We start from the raw sequence: 19,007 nt of genomic DNA, 5'->3' as shown, positions 1-19,007 counted from the left end.
TCCGGCGGTCGATCAGTCCGCCGGGTTGTGCTTCTGGACGAAGACCATGGCGGCTTCGAGCATCTGCTGGCGCGTTTCGCTGCGCGAGAGCCAGTGGTCCTCGCCCTTCAGGGTGACCAACTCGTAGGGCTTCCCTGCGTCCTTGAGCGCATCCGCCATCACCACGCTTTGCCGATAGGGGACGACCGTGTCGTCCTTGCCGTGGATCAGCATGACCGGGGCGTCGGCCTCGGCGGCATGCTTGCGCGGTGAGACTTCGTCGTAGTGCTTGGGATCGCCCAGTTCCTCGCGCCAGGAATTTCGGGCCATGTGCGAGCGGCCGGTTTCGTACATGCGGTTGTCGAAGAACATGTCGATGTCCGCAACCGGGGCGACTGCGACCGAGCAGCGGTACAGGCCATGTTGCAGCGTCACCCCGGCAAGCGCCGCGTAGCCGCCGTAGCTGGCGCCGACGATGCAGGCACGTTTGGGATCGGCAATGCCGCGCTTGACCAGTTCGGCGAGGCCGTCGGAGATGTCGGTCTGCATCTTGCGGCCCCACTCGCCGTAACTGGCATTGCGCAAGGCATCGCCGCGTCCGGTCGAGCCGCGGAAATTGGGCTGGAAGACCGCATAGCCACGCGACGCGAAAGCCTGCGCCCACCAGTCGAAGCCGACTTCGTCGGCGGCGCGGGGGCCGCCGTGGGGCAGCACGACGATCGGCAGGTTTCTGGCTTCATGCCCCGGCGGCAGGGTGAGCACGCCGTCCAGTTCCAGTCCGTCGGTGGCCGTGTATTCGACACGGGAGATCGGGCCGACGTTTTCGCCCCAGATCGCCGGGCGCTCGTAGCCGATCGGGTCGGCGCGGCGGTTGGTCACGTCGACGAGATACCAGGTGCCGCTGTCGCCGTTGCCGTCGGTTCGCAGCACGACCTTGCGAAAGCCCTCGGTCCAGTCGATCAGGCGCACGTTGCGGTTCGGGAAAGCTGCGAAGATTCGCTTGAGTGCGGACTGGGCGAGTGGATCGAACATCACCGTCTCGCCGCTTTCGTCGTTCTTGCGATAACCCAGCAGTTTGTTGCTCGCGGGATCGATGTAGAGCCGCTCGATGGCGATGTCGGGCAGGAATTCGGTCGCCTGGCCACCGGCCAGCGGTACTTCGTACCAGTGGTCGACTTCGTCGTCGTCCCTGACCGAATAGATGATCGTTGCGCCGTCCTGGCCGAAACAGATCAGACCCATGTCGCCGGTAGGGTCGACACCGCGTGCAAGTTCCTGGCCCTGCGCGTTCTCGATGATCCATTTGCCGTTGGTGTTGTTTATGTCGAGCGTGATCGCGACATTGCCCGCAGCATCGATGAGCCAGTCGCGGTAATGGTCTTCTGCGGGCGCTCGGGCGGCCTGATGTGCCCTGTTGTCGGGAAGCTCGACGGCATAGAGCGTCGTGCGACCATGCCGGAATTGAGCGCCGCCAATTCCGGTATCCAGTGCGATGCCCCCGAAATAGCCGACCGTCCTGCCACCGATACGGCGGATGCCATAGGCCCCCCGCGTGGTATCCGCGATGTTGCGTCGGTTCGAGAAGACCAGTTCGGGCTTTTGGTCGATGTTGAGCGGGACGATGATCGTGCCGGTCAGTTCATACTTCGACGCGGCGAAGTAAGGACCGAGCGAAACGGTTGCCGTGTTGGTGACGAGAATGGTCGAATCGTCTGCCCAGCGTACGCTGCGCACCTTGCTGGTACCGGCTGAGGCATTGGCGAGCACGTTGTCCTTGTCGTCCATCACGATCAGCCGCAACGTGCCCTTGAAGTTGCGGATCGAGGCGCGCTTCGTCCCGTCTGGAGAAAGGGCGATGTCTTCCACCGTTGGCAGATCGCCGTAGGCTTCCAGCGGGATATCGGTGGCGGTCTTCGCCTGAGACGGCACGGCAAGAGATGCGACGACAAGCGCCAGCGCAGAACACACTGGCCGCACGAAACTGGACACCCGCTTACCCCCCTAAGTCTTTGCCGGATTTCCGTAAGTCTTTGCCTAGGCTCCGATTATGGCAAGTCCTTTGCAGGGGTTTTCAGGGATTTAATCCTCCGGTCTCGACATCGTTTGTCGCATTTCGCTGCGTGGTTGCCTTGATTGTCGGGGTTGTAAACAGTGTGTCGCCAATACGAATCAAGAAAGCACGGGAGAGCGAAGCATGACGAGCCTGAAAACAGCATCCACCTGGACCGACCGCGATGCCGTGACCGGCGAATTCGCGCGCAAGGTCCTTGCCTATACCGATTGCATCAAGCGCACGGTCGAGAAGGCCAAGGAGCCCGGCTTCGGCGAATCCGGCTGGGACGAACTGGCGGCCATGCTCGACACCGCGAAATTCCGCCGCGTTGGCAACGACAAGGTCGACATGGGCTGGGACGTCTATCGCAAGCTGCTGATGATGTGGGCGACCACCACGGACTTCTGGGCCGAATTCCATCGTATCAGCGAAGCGGGCGATCGGGTTTTCCTTGAACTTACCGAGCACAACCACCCGCGCGGCGGCACGGAATCGGTCGTCAATTCCTGCACCGTCTACCAGTTCGACCACGCCGGAAAGCTCGTCCATCTGGACATTTATCTCCAGCACGACTGACACACGCCCCGCCGAGCATGTCGTTTACCGAAACGGACGTTTTCTTTTGGCGCGCGCATCCCTACATGCCGCATCATCATGGCACGTCCGCAACATACGACATTCGACAAGATCAAGACCGTCGCAGAGAACCGCAAGGCCCGCTTCGACTATCATATCGAGGACAAGTTCGAAGCCGGCATCGCGCTCACCGGAACCGAGGTGAAAAGCCTGCGCTTCGGCGAGGGCTCGATTGCCGAGTCCTATGCCGAGATCAAGAACGGCGAGTGCTGGCTGGTCAATGCCAACGTGCCCGAATTCAGCCATGGCAATCGTTTCAACCACCAGCCCAAGCGGCCGCGCAAGCTGCTGCTGCACGAGCGGGAGATCGCCAAATTGCAGGGGGCGGTGGAACGCAAGGGCATGACGCTGGTACCGCTGTCGATCTATTTCAACAGCCGTGGCCGCGCCAAAGTCGAACTGGCGCTTGCCAAGGGCAAGAACGCGGCGGACAAGCGCCATACGATCAAGGAGCGCGACTGGAAGCGCGATCAGGCCAGGATTTTGCGGGACAACCGATGAATACGTTTCTTTCCCGCATGGGTCGCTGGTTGCACCGCCAGATGCCGACGCACGAGCAGCTTGAGGCGAATCGCCTCACCGCGCCGTTCGCGCGCCGGCAGGAACTGTTTCGTTTCACCCGTCGTTCGGTGCCGCGTGGTGTCGCGGTCGGGCTGCTGGTGGGCATCTTCGCGCTGATTCCCGGCGTGCAGATCGTCGGCGCGGCGCTGATGTGCGTTCCGTGCCGGGGCAACATCCCGCTCGCTGCGGCGATGACCTTCCTGTCCAACCCGGCAACGACGCCGCTGATTCTCGCCGGTTCGATCTGGATCGGCAACCTGCTGGGCTTCCATGCCGACCTGACGACCTTCTACGCGCTCTACGAGCGGGGCGCCGGGGTGGGGGACTGGACGCACTGGCTGGTTTCCGATGCGGCGCCGGCGCTGCTGGTCGGGCTCTTCGTGATCTCCACCGTGGCGGCCGCAGTCGGATACCTCCTTTCCATGTGGTTCTGGCGCTTCTGGATCGGCCGCAAGCATGTTGCCCGGCGGACGCGCTGGAACGCGCGGGTAGACGCGGTCGTGCCCGATACGGTCGGGTCGGATACCACCGCATGAAGCCACTGCCGGATCGGACCGGGCGCCTGCCCGATGCGTTGGTGGTGGCTCTGGCGCTGGTTTTCAGTGTCGCGCTGGTCTGGCTGGTTTCCGGCGACGGCGTGCTGGCGACGGTCTTCATGGCCGCCATGGTGGTATTCGCCGCACTTGCGTGGTTCGTCACCGGGCGCCGGCAGCCTGAGGCAGAGCCGGAGTTCGCGCAGCCTGACTGGTCGGTGACCGTGGCTGCCATCGACCGTCCCGACATGGCGATCGCGATGACCGATCGGGCAGGGCGCCTCACCTGTGCCAATGCGACGCACGAGGCCTGGTTCGGCGTCAACAGCGCGCCGCCGCGACTGCCGGTCGACGATGCGTCGGTCGAGTGCCTGGCCGATGCCACGCGGGTCGCCTGGCGCGACGGCTTCGCGCAGGCCGAGATAGCCGGCCACCACGGCGAGCACTGGTGGGTCGAAGTGCACCGCTCGGGACGCGGCGACGATTTCCTCGTCTGGCGGGTCATAAGGCTGAGTTCGGTCGATCTCGTTGCCGAACTGGTCGGCCAGATCGATGGCAAGCTGGGCCGGGGCCTCGCGAAGGCAGGGATCGTGACCGCACTCGTCGATCCCGATGGCTCGATCCGGGCCGCGAGCACGGGTTTCGCGCAGCGCGCGACCGGCGATGTGCTGGCCGACATGACCGGTCGCGACTTCGTTGACCTGCTGAGCCAGGAGGAAGGCGAACGCATCGGCTGGGCCCGCGAAGGTGGGCGCGGCGCCGCGCTGGTGCTCTACCACGTGCCGGTCGCCGATCCCGATGCGCCGGGTGAACCCGATCCGAATACCACGCCGTCGCTGATGCTGGTGGTCGAGGCGGGACAGGGCATCGGCGCCAGTGCCACCGGCACCGCCGCCGCGCCGCATCTCGAGGCGTTGCTCAGCCAGCTCCCGCTGGGCCTTGCCATGGCGGATCGCGACGGTCGCCTGCTGTTCGCCAATCCTGCCTTCATGCGTGCCGCCGGGCGCGAGGGGCAGGCGGCGCCGACGTACCCTACCGACCTTGTCGTCAAGGAGGACAAGCGCGCCCTGTCCGAATCGATTCGCCGTTTCGCGCAGGGGCCCGCGACGGCCGGCGACATCGCCGTGCGCCTGGCGGCGCAGCCCGACGATCCGGTTTCGCTCAGCCTTGCCGGCGTGCGGGGGCTGGGCGAGGCGGCGGTGCTGCTGGGCCTCACCGACACATCCGAGGAAACCCGCCTCAAGCGTCAGGTTGCGCAGGCCACCAAGATGCAGGCCGTCGGCCAGCTCGCGGGTGGTGTCGCACACGACTTTAACAACGTGCTGACCGCGACGCTGGGCACCTGCGATCTCATGCTGATGCGCCATACGCCGGGCGATTCCGACTACGACGACATCCAGCAGATCCGCGCCAATTCGAACCGCGCCGCCTCGCTGACGCGCCAGCTTCTCGCCTTCTCGCGCCAGCAGACGCTGCGCCCCGAGGTGCTGCAGCTTCCCGACGTCGTCGCCGACGTCTCGCAGATGCTGCGCCGCCTGATTGGCGAGAAGATCCAGCTTGTCGTCACGCATGACCGCGATCTCGGCCCCGTGCGCGCCGACCCGACCCAGCTGGAGCAGGTCATCGTCAACCTCGCGGTCAACGCGCGCGATGCCATGCAGTCGCGGAAGGGCGGCGACGGCTCGGGCAAGCTTACGCTGGCCACGCGCCGGGTGACCACCACCGACGTGCGCGAGATGCGCAGCGAGATCATTCCCGCGGGCGAGTACACCGCGCTGATCGTCGAGGACACCGGCGGCGGAATCCCGCCCGAACATCTCGGCAAGATCTTCGAACCGTTCTTCACCACCAAGGAGCAGGGCAAGGGCACCGGGCTCGGCCTTTCGACCGTCTACGGCATCGTGAAGCAGTCGGGCGGCTTCATCTTCGCTGAAAGCGAAGTGGGCAAGGGCACGCGCTTCATCGTCTATCTGCCGGTCTATCACGTCGCGCCGGGCACGGTGAGCGAACCTGCCGCGGAAAAGGTGGAGGCGGCGCCCAGCCAGTGGGCCGGCGGCGGGCGCATCCTGCTGGTCGAGGACGAGGATCCGGTGCGCATGGTCGCGGAACGCTCGCTGACGCGCCAGGGCTACGAAGTGACCAGCGCGCGCGACGGCGAGGAGGGCCTTATCCTGGTCGAGGAAGGCGGGGAGTTCGATCTCGTCGTTTCGGACGTCGTCATGCCGACGATGGATGGTCCGGCCATGGCCCGCAAGATCCGCAAGATCGCGCCGGAACTGCCGGTGCTGTTCATGTCGGGCTATGCCGAGGAGCAGCTGCGTAAGGAAATCGGCATTGCCAATGCCTGGTTCATGCCCAAGCCGTTCTCGGTGCAGCAACTTTCCGAGAAGGTGGGGGACGTGCTGGCGCGCACCGCGAAGTAGGGGCGAGCATTAAATTTGGGAAAACTCCCGTTGTTCCCCTCTTGTTCACGGAGAACAAATAAGATACATCGCTTCTCGTGACGTTGACCTTTCCGGTCAGACCGGTAGCAAAGGGGAAGTGAAATGGCTGCTCAGCTCAAGCTGATCCAGGAAGGCAAGGACAAGGACTCCATGGACCGTCAGAAGGCGCTCGACGCAGCGCTTGCCCAGATCGACCGCGCATTCGGCAAGGGCAGCGCGATGAAGCTCGGCTCGAAGGAGACGATGCAGGTTGAGGCGATCTCGACCGGCTCGCTCGGGCTCGACATCGCGCTTGGCGTGGGCGGGCTGCCCAAGGGCCGCGTCATCGAAGTCTACGGACCGGAAAGCTCGGGCAAGACGACGCTGGCCCTGCATGTCATTGCGGAGGCCCAGAAGAAGGGCGGCACCGCGGCCTTCATCGATGCCGAACACGCGCTCGATCCGGTCTATGCCAAGAAGCTGGGCGTCGACATCGACGAACTGATCGTCTCGCAGCCCGATACCGGCGAGCAGGCGCTGGAGATTACCGATACGCTGGTGCGTTCCAACGCGATCGACGTGCTGGTGGTCGACTCTGTCGCCGCGCTCGTGCCCCGGGCGGAGATCGAGGGCGAGATGGGTGACAGCCACGTCGGCCTGCAGGCCCGCCTGATGAGCCAGTCGCTGCGCAAGCTGACCGGCTCGATCAACCGGTCCAAGTGCATGGTGATCTTCATCAACCAGCTGCGCATGAAGATCGGCGTCATGTATGGCAACCCGGAGACGACCACGGGCGGCAACGCGCTCAAGTTCTACGCCTCGGTCCGCCTCGACATCCGCCGCACCGGCCAGATCAAGGACCGCGACGACATCATCGGCAACGCCACGCGCGTGAAGGTCGTCAAGAACAAGGTTGCCCCGCCGTTCAAGCAGGTCGAGTTCGACATCATGTACGGCGAGGGTATCTCCAAGATCGGCGAAATCCTCGATCTCGGCGTCAAGGCGGGCATCGTCGAGAAGTCGGGTTCGTGGTTCAGCTACGATTCGATCCGCATCGGGCAGGGGCGTGAAAACGCCAAGACCTACCTGAAGGAAAATCCCGAAGTGTGCGACCGCCTCGAAAAGGCGATCCGTGGCCAGACCGAGGGTCTGTCCGAGGAAATGATGGTCGGCCCTTCGGCGGACGACGAGTAAGCGTTCCCGCCCAACTGTTCGAAACCCAGGTATCATGGCCTCCGCGCAAGCGGGGGCCATTTTCGTTGGTGCCGGTCCCCTGTCGGTGCGCGATTGCCGCCCTGTGGGCATGGTGCGGCTTTTCTGGTTGCTTCGCTTTACGTGCGAGGGAGGAACCCGGTATAGGCTGAACATGGAACAGGCCGAAACCCGGGCCGTACACTGCGGCGACTTGTCCGGATCGCAAGGCTCTCGGGAGCCGGCTCCGGAGGATGAAACCAGTCAGCGGCGAGGCCTCGTGGCACTCTCGTTGCTGGCACTTGTGGTGGGGGTAGTGACGGGCTTTGGTTCGGTCGCCTTCCGGTATCTGATCGGCCTCATTCACAACCTGTTCTTTGCCGGCAAGCTATCCTTTCACTACGACGCCAACGTCTTCAGCGATCCGGCGCCATGGGGCGTATTCGTCATTCTGGTCCCGGTGGTCGGTGGTGTCCTGATCACGTTCCTCGTCAGCAACTTTGCCCCCGAAGCCAAGGGGCACGGCGTGCCCGAGGTGATGGACGCGATCTACTACAAGGGCGGGATCATCCGCCCCGTGGTGGCGGTGATAAAGTCGCTGGCCTCCGCGCTCGCCATCGGCACCGGCTCGTCCGTGGGGCGCGAGGGTCCCATCATCCAGATCGGCTCCGCGCTCGGCTCCACCTTGGGGCAGATCGTGCGCATGCCTCCGGGGCAGCGGATCATTCTGGTCGGTGCAGGGGCTGGGGCAGGCATTGCCGCCACGTTCAACACGCCGATCGGTGGCGTAATGTTCGCCATCGAACTGATGATGCCGGAAGTGAGCGCGGGCACGTTCCTCCCGGTCGCGCTGGCAACGGGCGCGGCGACCTTCATCAGCCGCTGGATTCTGGGCGATCAGCCTGCTTTCCAGGTTCCCAGTCTTCCTGCGGTCGTGAGCGAAGGCGATGCTCTGGTGGTGCTGCTGCTTTTCGCGGCGCTGGGTGTGATTACAGGCGTCGCTGCGGCCGGGTTCGTCCGCGGGTTGCACGTGCTCGAGGACCTGTTCGACAAGATCGGCTCGCGATACCTTCGCCACATGCTGGGCATGCTGCTGGTCGGCATATTGATGTACGTGCTGATGCAGGAATTCGGGCACTACTACATCGAGGGCGTGGGCTATGCCACGGTGGAGTCCATCCTCGCGGGTCGCGATACGACCTTCTGGCTGCTCGCTCTCCTCTTCGCCTGCAAGGCACTGGCCACGACGCTGAGCCTGGGGTCGGGGTCTTCGGGCGGCATCTTCTCGCCGTCGTTGTTCATGGGGGCGACATTGGGCGGCGGTTTCGCCGCCTTGCTGACCTCCGCGGGATTTCCCGTCGCCCTCAGCGTTCCGGCTTTCGCGATGGTCGGCATGGGCGCGATGGTCGGCGGCGCGACCGGGGCTGTCATGACCGCCGTGGTCATGATCTTCGAGATGACCCGCAGCTACGATATCGTCATGCCCATGATCGTGGCCGTTGCCCTGAGCGTGGGCGTACGGCGCGTCCTTTCGTGGGAGAATATCTACACGCTGAAACTGGTCCGGCGCGGTCGCGTGATTCCCAAGGCGCTGCATGCGAACATGTTCCTGGTCCGCCGTGCCAGGGACGTCATGGAAACCGACGTGCCGGTGCTGGCGGCGGAAGTGCCATTCGATGCGTTCCTCAGCGAGACCCGCGATGACGGCCGGTTGCGGCACGTCGTGGTGACGAAGGGCGGGCATATCCATGGCGTCCTGCGCATCAATACCGGTCTCAGGCGCGGCCTCGAGGCGGCGAGTACCGGCGTCACCCTGGGCGATGTCGCGAGCCGGACGTTCACGGTGGTCGGCGAGAACTCGGTGGTCTTCGACGTGATCGACAGGATGTGGCGCAAGCATGCGACGATGGCAGTGGTCGTGCATGGCAGCGGCGTGCCGCGCGGCGACGATGTCGTGGGCGTCATTACCAAGGAGCACGTCGCGGATTCGGTGGCGAGCAGCGTGAAAATATATCCCGGCGGATGACGCCTTCCCGGGGTTCCGGCCTCGGCATCGGGGCGCTCTGTCGCTGGTAAGGGGCATTCATCGCAATTCCCGAACACTCTGACCGCAGCTTGTAGCTTGCCGACCTCGCGCGCGTGGCTTATCGGCGCCAACATGCAGACGACGAACGAGATCCGCCGGTCCTTCCTCGATTACTTCGGCTCGCAGGGCCATGAAGTGGTGCCTTCCGCGCCGCTGGTGCCCTACAACGACCCCACGCTGATGTTCGTGAACGCGGGCATGGTGCCGTTCAAGAACGTGTTTACGGGGCTCGAAACCCGCTCAACGCCACGCGCCACCTCCTCGCAGAAGTGCGTGCGCGCAGGCGGCAAGCACAATGATCTCGACAATGTCGGCTATACCGCGCGCCACCACACCTTCTTCGAGATGCTGGGGAACTTCTCCTTCGGCGACTATTTCAAGGAACAGGCGATTACCCACGCCTGGACCCTGCTGACGAAGGAGTGGGCGCTTCCGGTCGAAAAGCTGCTCGTCACGGTCTACCACACGGACGATGAGGCCTTCGACCTGTGGAAGAAGATTGCAGGCCTGCCCGATCAGAAGATCATCCGCATCCCCACCAAGGACAACTTCTGGGCGATGGGCGACGATGGCCCATGCGGCCCGTGCTCGGAAATCTTCTACGATCACGGCGATCACATCTGGGGCGGCCCTCCGGGAAGCCCCGAGGAAGACGGCGACCGCTTCATCGAAATCTGGAACCTCGTGTTCATGCAGTTCGAGCAGGCTGCTGGAGAGATTGTCGGCGACCTGCCCAAGCCCTCGATCGATACCGGCATGGGGCTGGAACGCATCTCCGCAGTCATGCAGGGCGTGCACGACAACTATGACATCGACACCTTCAAGGCCCTGATCGCCGCCTCGGAAAACCTCACCGGCGTGAAGGCCGAGGGCGATCATCAGGCCAGCCATCGCGTCATTGCCGACCACTTGCGCTCGACCAGCTTTCTGCTGGCCGATGGCGTGCTGCCGTCCAACGAAGGGCGCGGCTACGTCCTGCGCCGCATCATGCGCCGAGCCATGCGTCACGCGCACCTGCTGGGTGCCAAGGACCCGTTGATGCACCGCCTCGTCCCCGCGCTGGTGGCGGAGATGGGCCAGGCCTATCCTGAACTCGGCCGCGCGCAGCCGCTGATCGAGGAAACGCTGGAGCGCGAGGAAGTCCAGTTCCGGCGCACGCTCTCGAACGGCCTCAAGCTGCTCGACGAGGCGACTGCCGACATGGGCGAGGGCGCCCAGCTTCCCGGCGAGACCGCCTTCAAGCTCTACGACACCTACGGCTTCCCCTACGACCTCACCGAAGACGCCCTGCGCCCGCGCGGCATTTCGGTCGACAAGGACGGCTTCGACGCCGCCATGGCCCAGCAAAAGGCCGCCGCGCGCGCCGCGTGGAAGGGTTCGGGGCAGGCCGCCGACAGCGAAGTCTGGTTCGACATCGCCGAGCGCGAAGGCGCCAGCGAGTTTACCGGCTATACTTCAACGAGCGGCGAAGGCCGCGTCGTTGCGCTGGTCGTCGACGGCAAGGAAGTCGAGGTCGCAAAGGCCGGCGATGATGTCACCGTGCTCACCAACCAGACCCCGTTCTACGGAGAATCGGGCGGTCAGGTCGGCGATGCCGGCACGATCACCGGGAAGGGTCTGAAGATCACCATTGCCGACACTGCCAAGCCGCTCGGCCGCCTCCATGCGATGAGCGGCAAGGTCGAGGAAGGCGCGATCAAGGTGGGCGATGTCGTCAACCTTGCCGTGGACGTGGAACGCCGCGATGCGATCCGCGCCAACCACTCGGCCACGCACTTGCTGCACGCCGCGCTGCGGGGCCGTCTTGGCGATCACGTTACGCAGAAGGGCTCGATGGTCTCCGCCGACCGCCTGCGCTTCGACTTTTCACAGCCCACTGCGCTTTCGGCCGAGGACATCGCCGAGATCGAGGCCGAAGTGAACGCCGAAGTGCGCGCCAACGAGCCGGTGCTCACCCGTCTGATGACGCCCGAGGATGCCATCGCGGCAGGTGCCATGGCGCTGTTCGGCGAGAAGTACGGTGACGAGGTACGTGTCCTGTCGATGGGCCGCCAGAGCGGCGATCATGCCTATTCGGTCGAACTGTGCGGCGGCACCCACGTGCGCGCTACCGGTGACATCGGCGTGTTCCGCATCGTTTCCGAAAGCGCCGTCAGCTCGGGCGTGCGCCGTATCGAGGCATTGACCGGCGAGGGCGCGCGCCAGTGGCTGGTCGGCCGCGAGGACGCGCTCAAGAATGCCGCGGGCCTGCTGCGTACCAATCCCGAGGATGTCGAGAACCGCATCACCGCGCTGCTCGACGAGCGCAAGAAGCTCGAACGCGAACTGGCCGAGGCCAAGAAGGCGCTGGCTCTGGGCGGCGGCGGTGCCGCTTCCGGCCCGGCGGACGAGACCGTCAATGGCATGACCTTCTCCGGCCAGGTGCTCGAGGGCCTCGATCCCAAGGAACTGCGCGGCCTGCTCGATCAGGCCAAGCAGCGCATGGGCTCGGGCGTTGCCGCGATCGTCGCGGTGAACGAGGGCAAGGCCTCGATCGCCGTGGCCGTGACCGACGACCTCAAGGACAAGGCCAGCGCAGTCGATCTGGTCCGCGCGGGCGTCGCGGCGCTCGGCGGCAAGGGTGGCGGCGGCCGTCCCGACATGGCGCAGGGCGGCGGCCCGGATGGATCGAAGGGCGCCGAGGCGATTGCGGCCGTGAAGGCGGCGCTTGGCGGCTAGCAGCCGCTTCCGTTTGCGGCGGAGGCGGATAACGCGGTGAGGAGTGCCAGTTGGACGCGATATCTGCCATCGTCGCCGAAATCGCCGAAGAGATGCGCGCCCAGGAGCATCGCGGCAAAGTGGCGGACTATATCCCGCCTCTCGCGCAAGTCCCGGCAGACAAGTTCGGCATTGCCGTTGTCATGCGCGACGGCACGGTCCACACGGCGGGGGACGCCGAAGACCCATTCTCGATCCAGTCGATCTCAAAGGTCTTCGCGCTGACGCTGGCGCTGGGCGCGGTAGGGGATCAGCTTTGGCAGCGTGTCGGGCGCGAGCCTTCGGGGTCGGCGTTCAATTCGATCGTCCAGCTCGAGACCGAGCACGGCATTCCGCGCAATCCCTTCATCAATGCCGGCGCTATTGTCGTGTGCGACGTGCTGCTCGGCCGGTTGCAGCCGCGCGAGGCGATCGGGCAGATGCTGCGCTTCGTGCGCATGGTGGCCGGCGACGAGACCATCGTCATCGATGAAGTCGTGGCGCGCGCCGAGCAGGAAACCGGATTTCGCAACAAGGCGCTCGCCAATTACATGCGGGCCTTCGGCAATATCCACGCGCCGGTGGACCTCGTGCTGGGAACCTATTTTCACTTCTGTTCGCTGGCCATGAGTTGCCGGCAACTGGCCATGGCGGGGCGCTATCTGATGGCCGGAGGGCAGTCGGACGGGCATTCGGTCATATCGGACCGGCGCGCTCGGCGCATCAATGCGCTGATGATGTCCTGCGGGCACTACGACAATTCGGGTGACTTCGCCTATCGCACCGGCCTGCCGGGAAAGTCCGGCGTGGGCGGTGGCATTCTGGCGGTGGCTCCGGGGATCGCGAGCATCGCGGTGTGGTCTCCGGGCCTGAACTCCAGCGGCAATTCGCATCTGGGGCAACTGGCCCTGGAGCGGCTCGTACAAAAGACTGGTTGGTCGGTGTTCGAACCGCGCGCCCAATAGAGCTTGCGTGCCGCTGCCGTACTGGCCGTTCAGGCGTGTAATATCTTCTTAAAACTGGAACCCTACCGTCGAAATCTTCATGGCGAACAAGAGAACGCAAGATGAAGAGCGTATTTTTTGCCGCAGTAATCGCCGCCGCAATCCACACAGTGGAACCATCCGCGGTTGCTGCTGCAACAACGCAGATAGTTCCACCACCTCCTGTTGTAATGGCTTCATCGTTGCGGGGCTCCACTAGGGCCAGCGAAAACCCGATTGCCGTCGTTGATGTTACTGTCGAGGCAGGGCGCGGAGCGTTGTGGACCGGGGTGCTGAAAATCGACAATTCCGGGGCGAGCTATTCGGAATCGCTGCGCGATGCGCCCGAGCCGTGCGATGACAAGGCCGGTAACGCGAGCGCTTCCAATTTCAGCGCCCAGCGCCAATTCAACCTTTCGATCCGCCGCTACAACAGGAATGGAGCTCCCGATCTTTTCAGCGTCAATGCACGTTGGACGCGCCCGATTCCATTTTGCGAGGGGCAGGGCACGCGCAGCGTCAGTCTCGATCAGCAGGTCGATCTCGTGCCGGGTCGGACGGTTCGCCTCACGGGTGATGGCGGACTGGTCGTTACGATCACGCGGCGCGCGAACTGAAATGGCGTTCGCCCATCGGACAGTTCACCGGCGCGATGCCGGGTGAACTGCAACCGATAGGGATTACTCGCCGAGGCCGGCGCTTTTCAATTTGGGTCGTTCCGACAATCCACCCTGCTGCATGATCATTTCGCGGAACTCGTCACGCTTTTCGTGAATCGAGGCGATCACCGGCCCCATCGCCACACCGGTTTCGACCAGCACGGCTTCGGAAAGCTGGAGCGAGCTTTCCAGCGTTTCCGGCACGGCATGCGTGGCGCCTGCTCGGTAGAGCTGGGCGGCATGGTCGACATCGCGGGCGCGGGCGATGATCGGCAGGTCCGGGAACTGGACGCGCAGCTTGCGCACGATGCGCTGTGCGGTGACCGGCTCGTCCATCGTCAGGATCACGGCTGCGGCGTGGGCGGCGCCCATGCGCAGCATGGCGTCGCCCCTGCCGGCATCTCCGAACGTGACGGCATAGCCGCGCCGCCGTCCCTCGGTGACGAGATCGGTATCGCTGTCGACCGCGACATAGGGGCGTCCGTGCTGTGCCAGCATGTCGGCGACAAGCCGGCCGACGCGGCCGAAGCCGACGATGATGGTCCGGGGCTGATCGTCGTCCTCTGCGGGCTGGTGCGGTGCGTCCACCCCGTCGACCCGCCGGGCCATCATCTTGCCGGCCATCGAGAGCAGGGGGGTGACGGTAAGGCCGATGGCGGTGACGATCTGCCAGAACTGCGCCGTGCCCTGCTGGATCAGCTGGGCCGAGGCCGCCGCGCTGAGCACGATCAGGGTCGTTTCCGAAGGGCTCGACATCAGGATGCCGGTCTCGGCCGCGGTCCCGCGCCGCGCGCCCATCAGCCGCAGCAGCACGCCCGTCACCACGGCCTTGAGCAGGAGCACGCCGACCGTCGCGACAAGGATCGAGCCGAGGTTCTCCCAGACCACCATGAGGTCGATGCTCATGCCGATGGTGATGAGGAAGACGCCGAGGGCAAGGCCCTTGAACGGCTCGGTGATCTGCTCGACCTCGGAATGGTATTCGGTCTCGGCGATCAGCAGCCCGGCGACCAGTGCGCCGACGATCGGCGAAAGGCCTGTCGCGGCGGTCGCCAGCGCGGCGAGGATCACGACGAGCAGGCTGGCGGCCAGGAACAGCTCCGGGCTCTTGGTGCGCGCCGCCTGGGCGAAGAGCGGCGGAAGCAGGTACCGGCCGAACACGAGCAGGGCTATCACGGCGCCGCTGCCCCATACGAGCGTATGGATCAGGTTGCCGACGCTGTCGTTGTCCGCATGGGGCGCCAGGGCGCCGAGCAGGAAGATGATCGGAACAAGGGCGATGTCCTCGAACAGCAGCATGGAAAGCGCGGCACGGCCCACGGGCGTTGCCGCGTTGGTGATCTTGAGCACCAGTGCGGTCGAGGACAGCGCCAGCGCGAGGCCGAGCGCCATTGCGCCGACGAATCCCTGGCCGATGGCGGCGAGGATGAAGGTGAGCGACGAGCCGATCACGATCAGTTCGAGCGAACCGAGCCCGAAGACCATGCGCCGCATCTGCCACAGGCGGCCGAACGACAACTCCAGGCCGATCGAGAAGAGGAGCAGGATGATGCCGAATTCGGCAAAGACCTCCAGCCCGTCAGGGTCGGTGATCGTTATGTAGGAAAGCCAGGGATGGTCGAAGACGTGCCGCCCCAGGCCAAACGGGCCGACCAGCAGGCCGACCAGGATGAACCCGATCACAGGCGTGATCCGGTAGCGGTTGAATACCGGAATGACGATGCCCGCGGAGCCCAGAATGACCAGGGCGTCGGACATGACGGGTGAAAAGAGATCGGTGCTGCCGGCCATGTGCCGCCACTATGACATGACGATTCGGGCAGGCAATGCTCAAGGTGCCGTTAAATTGCATGCCGGCCTCGATCGCGCCGTCGAGATACCCACGGCACAACCGCGCAACTTCACTTGGCGTTCAGCATCGTGCTGGCTATAGACCCTCGCCATGTTCGAACGTTCGCGACTGAAGACCGCCCTCCTTGCCGCTGCCACCGGCGCGCTCGTCCTTACCGCCGGCTGCGCCGGGCGGGGGGGCAAGAACAAGGATACCGCCTATGTCGCGCGCGACGTCGATACGCTCTACGCGGCGGCGAAGAAGCGGCTCGATGAAGGGCGGACCAAGCAGGCCGCCGCGCTGTTCGACGAAGTCGAGCGCCAGCATCCCTATTCGCCCTGGGCGCGTCGCGCCCAGCTGATGAGCGCCTTCAGCTATTACGCCGCGCGCGATTACAACAAGTCGATCCAGTCGGCGCAGCGCTTCCTTTCGATTCATCCGGGCAACAAGGACGCGCCTTACGCCTACTACCTGATCGCGATCTGCTACTATGAGCAGATCAGCGACGTGACGCGTGACCAGAAGACCACAGAGCAGGCCAAGCAGGCGCTGACCGACATCATGCGCCGCTATCCGACCACCAGCTATGCGGCGGATGCCAAGCTCAAGCTCGACCTCGTCAACGATCACCTTGCCGGCAAGGAAATGACGATCGGCCGTTCCTACGAACGTAGTGGCAAGTGGCTTGCCGCCACGCTGCGTTTCCGCAACGTGGTCGATACCTACCAGACCACCAGCCACACCCCGGAGGCCCTTTTCCGCCTCGTCGAGGGTTACCTTGCACTGGGGGTTCCGGAAGAGGCGCAGAAGGCCGCGGCGGTTCTCGAGAACAACTATCCCAACAGCAGGTGGTACGCCCGCGCCTACAAGCTCATGAGGAAGTACGCGCCCGAAAACGTCGCGGCCTGATGGGGCCGCGCGATGCGGGGTGACGCCGGGCTCGCACTTCGCTAGAACGCTTCGCGAACATGCTGAGCCGGCTTTCCATTCGAAACATCGTGTTGATCGAGGCGCTCGACCTCGATTTCTCCGAGGGACTCGGCGTCCTCACCGGTGAAACTGGCGCGGGCAAGTCGATCCTGCTCGATGCGCTGGGGCTCGTGCTCGGAAACCGGGCGGACAGCGGCCTCGTGCGCGCGGGCGAAGACGGGGCGAGCGTGACGGCCAGCTTCGATTTTTCCGCGCTGCCCGATGCGGTGCGCGGGGCGATCGACGATGCCGAGTTGGAGATCGAGCCCGGTGAACCGCTGATTCTCAAGCGCAGGCTCAAGGCAGACGGCGGATCGAAGGCGTTCCTCAACGATCAGCCCGTCGGTGTCGCGCTGCTGCGCGAAATCGCCCCGGCGCTGGTGGAAATCCATGGCCAGCACGACGATCGCGGTCTCGTCAATGCCCGCGGACACCGGGCCTTGCTCGATCGCTTCGCGGGCAGCGACGTCGGTGGGATCGAGGCTGCGTGGAAGGACTGGCGCGGGGCGCAGGACGTGCTCGACGCCGCGCGGGCGCAAGTCGCGCGGGCCGCAGAGGATCAGGACCTGTTGCTGGCGCATCTCGAGGAGCTGAACGCGCTTGCTCCTGAAACGGGTGAGGAGGAACAGCTCGCTGCCGCCCGCACACGGATGCAGAAGGGCGAAAAGCTTTCCGATGATCTCGCCGCGCTTCAGCATTTGTGGAGCGGTTCCGATTCGGCGCTGGCAGCCTTGCGCGGCGCGGCGCGTCGGCTTGATCGGATCGCCGGTGAGCACGAACTGCTGGCCGAGGCGCTTGCCGCGCTCGACCGTGCGGTGATCGAGGCAAGCGAGGCCGAGGAAAAGCTGGAGCGCGCGGCCGAGGCATTGTCCTTCGATCCGGCCGAGCTGGACCGCATTGAAACGCGGCTGTTCGATTTGCGCGCCGCGGCCCGCAAGCATGGTTGCCAGGTCGATGACCTTCCCGGGAAGATGCACGAGATGCGCACCGTGCTCGACGCCATCGAGGGCGGGCAGGAACATCTCGTCGACCTGGAGAAGGCGGCGCAGCGTGCCGCGCTTGCCTATCGCGAACGGGCTGAAGCGCTGCACGAGCTGCGTCGCAAGGCGGCACAGCGCCTCGATGTGGCGGTCGCGGCGGAACTCGCCCCGCTCAAGCTCGATGCCGCGCGTTTTCAGACATCGGTCGTGCGCCTGCCCGAGGAACGCTGGGGGGCGCACGGCATGGACGCGGTCGAATTCCTGATCAGCACCAATCCCGGCGCCGACTTCGCGCCGCTGGCCAAGATTGCCAGCGGCGGCGAACTTTCGCGCTTCATTCTCGCGCTCAAGGTGGCGCTGGCCGAAGAGGGGGGCGCAGCCACGGTGATCTTCGACGAGATCGACCGGGGCGTGGGCGGGGCTGTCGCCAGCGCCATCGGCGAACGCCTTGCGCGGCTGGCCGGGAACAATGGACAGGGCGGCGGGCAATTGCTGGCGGTGACGCACAGCCCACAGGTCGCCGCGCGCGGGGGGCGGCACTACATGATCGCCAAGTCGAGCGAAGGCACGGTCACGCGCACGTCGGTCGTGCTGCTGGACGAGGCGGACCGCAAGGAAGAGATCGCGCGCATGCTCTCGGGCGCCGAGGTGACCGACGAGGCGCGTGCGCAGGCGAACCGTCTGCTGGAGGGTGTGTGAGCGCGCATCCGCTCGACCGGCCGGTCTGGAATATGCTCAATGGTCCGCAGGCTTCGCTGGCCGTGGCGCGTGGTGCCGCAGTGCGGCTCGATCCCGGCTACGGCCCGTTCGCGGCCGCGCGAGACGACAGTGCGGAGGCACAGGCAGCACTGACGGCATTGCTGACGGACCCGGCAGACAGGATCTGGATCGTCGAAACCCGCGAATGGCCGGCGCCGCCCGGAACGCGCGTGGAGAAAGTCGCCGAGCTGGTCCAGCTGACCGCGCCCGAACCCGCGTCGATGCGGCCCGGCGATGAAACGGTGGAATTGCTCGGTGACGACGACGTGCCAGCCATGGCCGAACTCGCGCTTGCCACCAGGCCCGGTCCCTGGGGGGCGCTCACGCAGTGCTATGGCGCCTATTACGGTATTCGGCACGAGGGCAGGCTGGCTGCCATGGCGGGCGAACGCATGCGCCCGGCGCCTGGTTTCGCCGAGGTCAGCGGCGTATGCACCTGGCCCGAACATCGCGGGCAGGGCCATGCCGCGCGGCTGATCCGCCGCATCATGGCCGGCTTTACCGCGCGGGGCGATACGCCGTTCCTGCACAGCTACGCCGCGAACGACGGGGCGATACGGCTTTACCAGTCCCTCGGTTTCGAGATCAGGAGCAATCTGATCGCGACCGTGCTGGCACGCGCCTAGAA

14 protein-coding genes are annotated in these 19,007 nt (G+C 65.1%); 12 read left to right on the top strand and 2 right to left on the bottom strand.

All coding sequences use genetic code 11. The features are described 5' to 3' along the window. Nucleotides 1-12: 12 nt before the first annotated feature. Entirely contained in the window at nucleotides 13-1,968 is a 1,956-nt protein-coding gene (locus tag NZK81_RS14260; protein ID WP_260046813.1) for an alpha/beta hydrolase family protein, read from the bottom strand. Between the two features lie 205 nt (nucleotides 1,969-2,173). Between NZK81_RS14260 and NZK81_RS14255 the strand changes: the two genes are divergently transcribed. From NZK81_RS14255 to NZK81_RS14215, 9 genes are all read left to right on the top strand, one after another. Continuing rightward, complete coding sequence (locus NZK81_RS14255) at nucleotides 2,174-2,608, top strand: hypothetical protein (protein WP_260046812.1); 435 nt, start codon at nucleotides 2,174-2,176, stop codon at nucleotides 2,606-2,608. Between the two features lie 78 nt (nucleotides 2,609-2,686). Next, the gene (gene smpB / locus NZK81_RS14250) at nucleotides 2,687-3,169 is read left to right on the top strand and encodes an SsrA-binding protein SmpB (protein ID WP_260046811.1); all 483 of its coding nucleotides are present in this window, start codon (nucleotides 2,687-2,689) and stop codon (nucleotides 3,167-3,169) included. Then, a complete protein-coding gene (locus NZK81_RS14245; protein ID WP_260046810.1) occupies nucleotides 3,166-3,765 on the top strand; it encodes a DUF2062 domain-containing protein in 600 nt (199 codons plus the stop codon). Before smpB ends, NZK81_RS14245 begins: the two co-directional genes overlap by 4 nt. Then, nucleotides 3,762-6,185: a hybrid sensor histidine kinase/response regulator gene (locus NZK81_RS14240; protein ID WP_260046809.1), complete on the top strand. Its 2,424-nt coding sequence runs from the start codon at nucleotides 3,762-3,764 to the stop codon at nucleotides 6,183-6,185. The genes NZK81_RS14245 and NZK81_RS14240 overlap by 4 nt, the downstream gene beginning before the upstream one ends. 123 nt (nucleotides 6,186-6,308) lie before the next feature. Further along, nucleotides 6,309-7,379 carry a recombinase RecA gene (recA, locus tag NZK81_RS14235; protein ID WP_260046808.1) on the top strand — a complete coding sequence of 357 codons (1,071 nt, stop codon included), beginning with the start codon at nucleotides 6,309-6,311 and terminating at the stop codon, nucleotides 7,377-7,379. A gap of 277 nt (nucleotides 7,380-7,656) precedes the next feature. Next, the gene (locus tag NZK81_RS14230) at nucleotides 7,657-9,402 is read left to right on the top strand and encodes a chloride channel protein (protein ID WP_260046807.1); all 1,746 of its coding nucleotides are present in this window, start codon (nucleotides 7,657-7,659) and stop codon (nucleotides 9,400-9,402) included. A gap of 132 nt (nucleotides 9,403-9,534) precedes the next feature. Continuing rightward, entirely contained in the window at nucleotides 9,535-12,180 is a 2,646-nt protein-coding gene (gene alaS, locus NZK81_RS14225) for an alanine--tRNA ligase (protein WP_260046806.1), read from the top strand. Between the two features lie 50 nt (nucleotides 12,181-12,230). Continuing rightward, entirely contained in the window at nucleotides 12,231-13,163 is a 933-nt protein-coding gene (locus tag NZK81_RS14220) for a glutaminase (RefSeq protein ID WP_260046805.1), read from the top strand. Nucleotides 13,164-13,264: 101 nt separating this feature from the next. Next, the gene (locus tag NZK81_RS14215; protein ID WP_260046804.1) at nucleotides 13,265-13,798 is read left to right on the top strand and encodes a hypothetical protein; all 534 of its coding nucleotides are present in this window, start codon (nucleotides 13,265-13,267) and stop codon (nucleotides 13,796-13,798) included. A 63-nt stretch (nucleotides 13,799-13,861) separates the two neighbouring features. Here the strand turns inward: NZK81_RS14215 and NZK81_RS14210 are convergent, their stop codons facing one another. Further along, nucleotides 13,862-15,631 carry a cation:proton antiporter domain-containing protein gene (locus tag NZK81_RS14210; protein WP_260046803.1) on the bottom strand — a complete coding sequence of 590 codons (1,770 nt, stop codon included), beginning with the start codon at nucleotides 15,629-15,631 and terminating at the stop codon, nucleotides 13,862-13,864. 151 nt (nucleotides 15,632-15,782) lie between these two features. On the opposite strand from NZK81_RS14210, the gene NZK81_RS14205 reads away from it, so the two are divergent. From NZK81_RS14205 to NZK81_RS14195, 3 genes are read left to right on the top strand one after another with little or no spacing between them, the layout of a single operon-like run. Next, entirely contained in the window at nucleotides 15,783-16,580 is a 798-nt protein-coding gene (locus NZK81_RS14205; protein WP_260046802.1) for an outer membrane protein assembly factor BamD, read from the top strand. 59 nt (nucleotides 16,581-16,639) lie between these two features. Beyond that, complete coding sequence (gene recN, locus NZK81_RS14200; protein ID WP_260046801.1) at nucleotides 16,640-18,319, top strand: DNA repair protein RecN; 1,680 nt, start codon at nucleotides 16,640-16,642, stop codon at nucleotides 18,317-18,319. Continuing rightward, the gene (locus NZK81_RS14195; RefSeq protein WP_260046800.1) at nucleotides 18,316-19,005 is read left to right on the top strand and encodes a GNAT family N-acetyltransferase; all 690 of its coding nucleotides are present in this window, start codon (nucleotides 18,316-18,318) and stop codon (nucleotides 19,003-19,005) included. The genes recN and NZK81_RS14195 overlap by 4 nt, the downstream gene beginning before the upstream one ends. Nucleotides 19,006-19,007: the final 2 nt, after the last annotated feature.

The organism is Novosphingobium mangrovisedimenti, from assembly GCF_025153475.1.
In the GTDB taxonomy this organism is placed as follows: domain Bacteria; phylum Pseudomonadota; class Alphaproteobacteria; order Sphingomonadales; family Sphingomonadaceae; genus Novosphingobium; species Novosphingobium mangrovi_A.
This window is presented reverse-complemented; position numbering and strand designations above follow the sequence as displayed.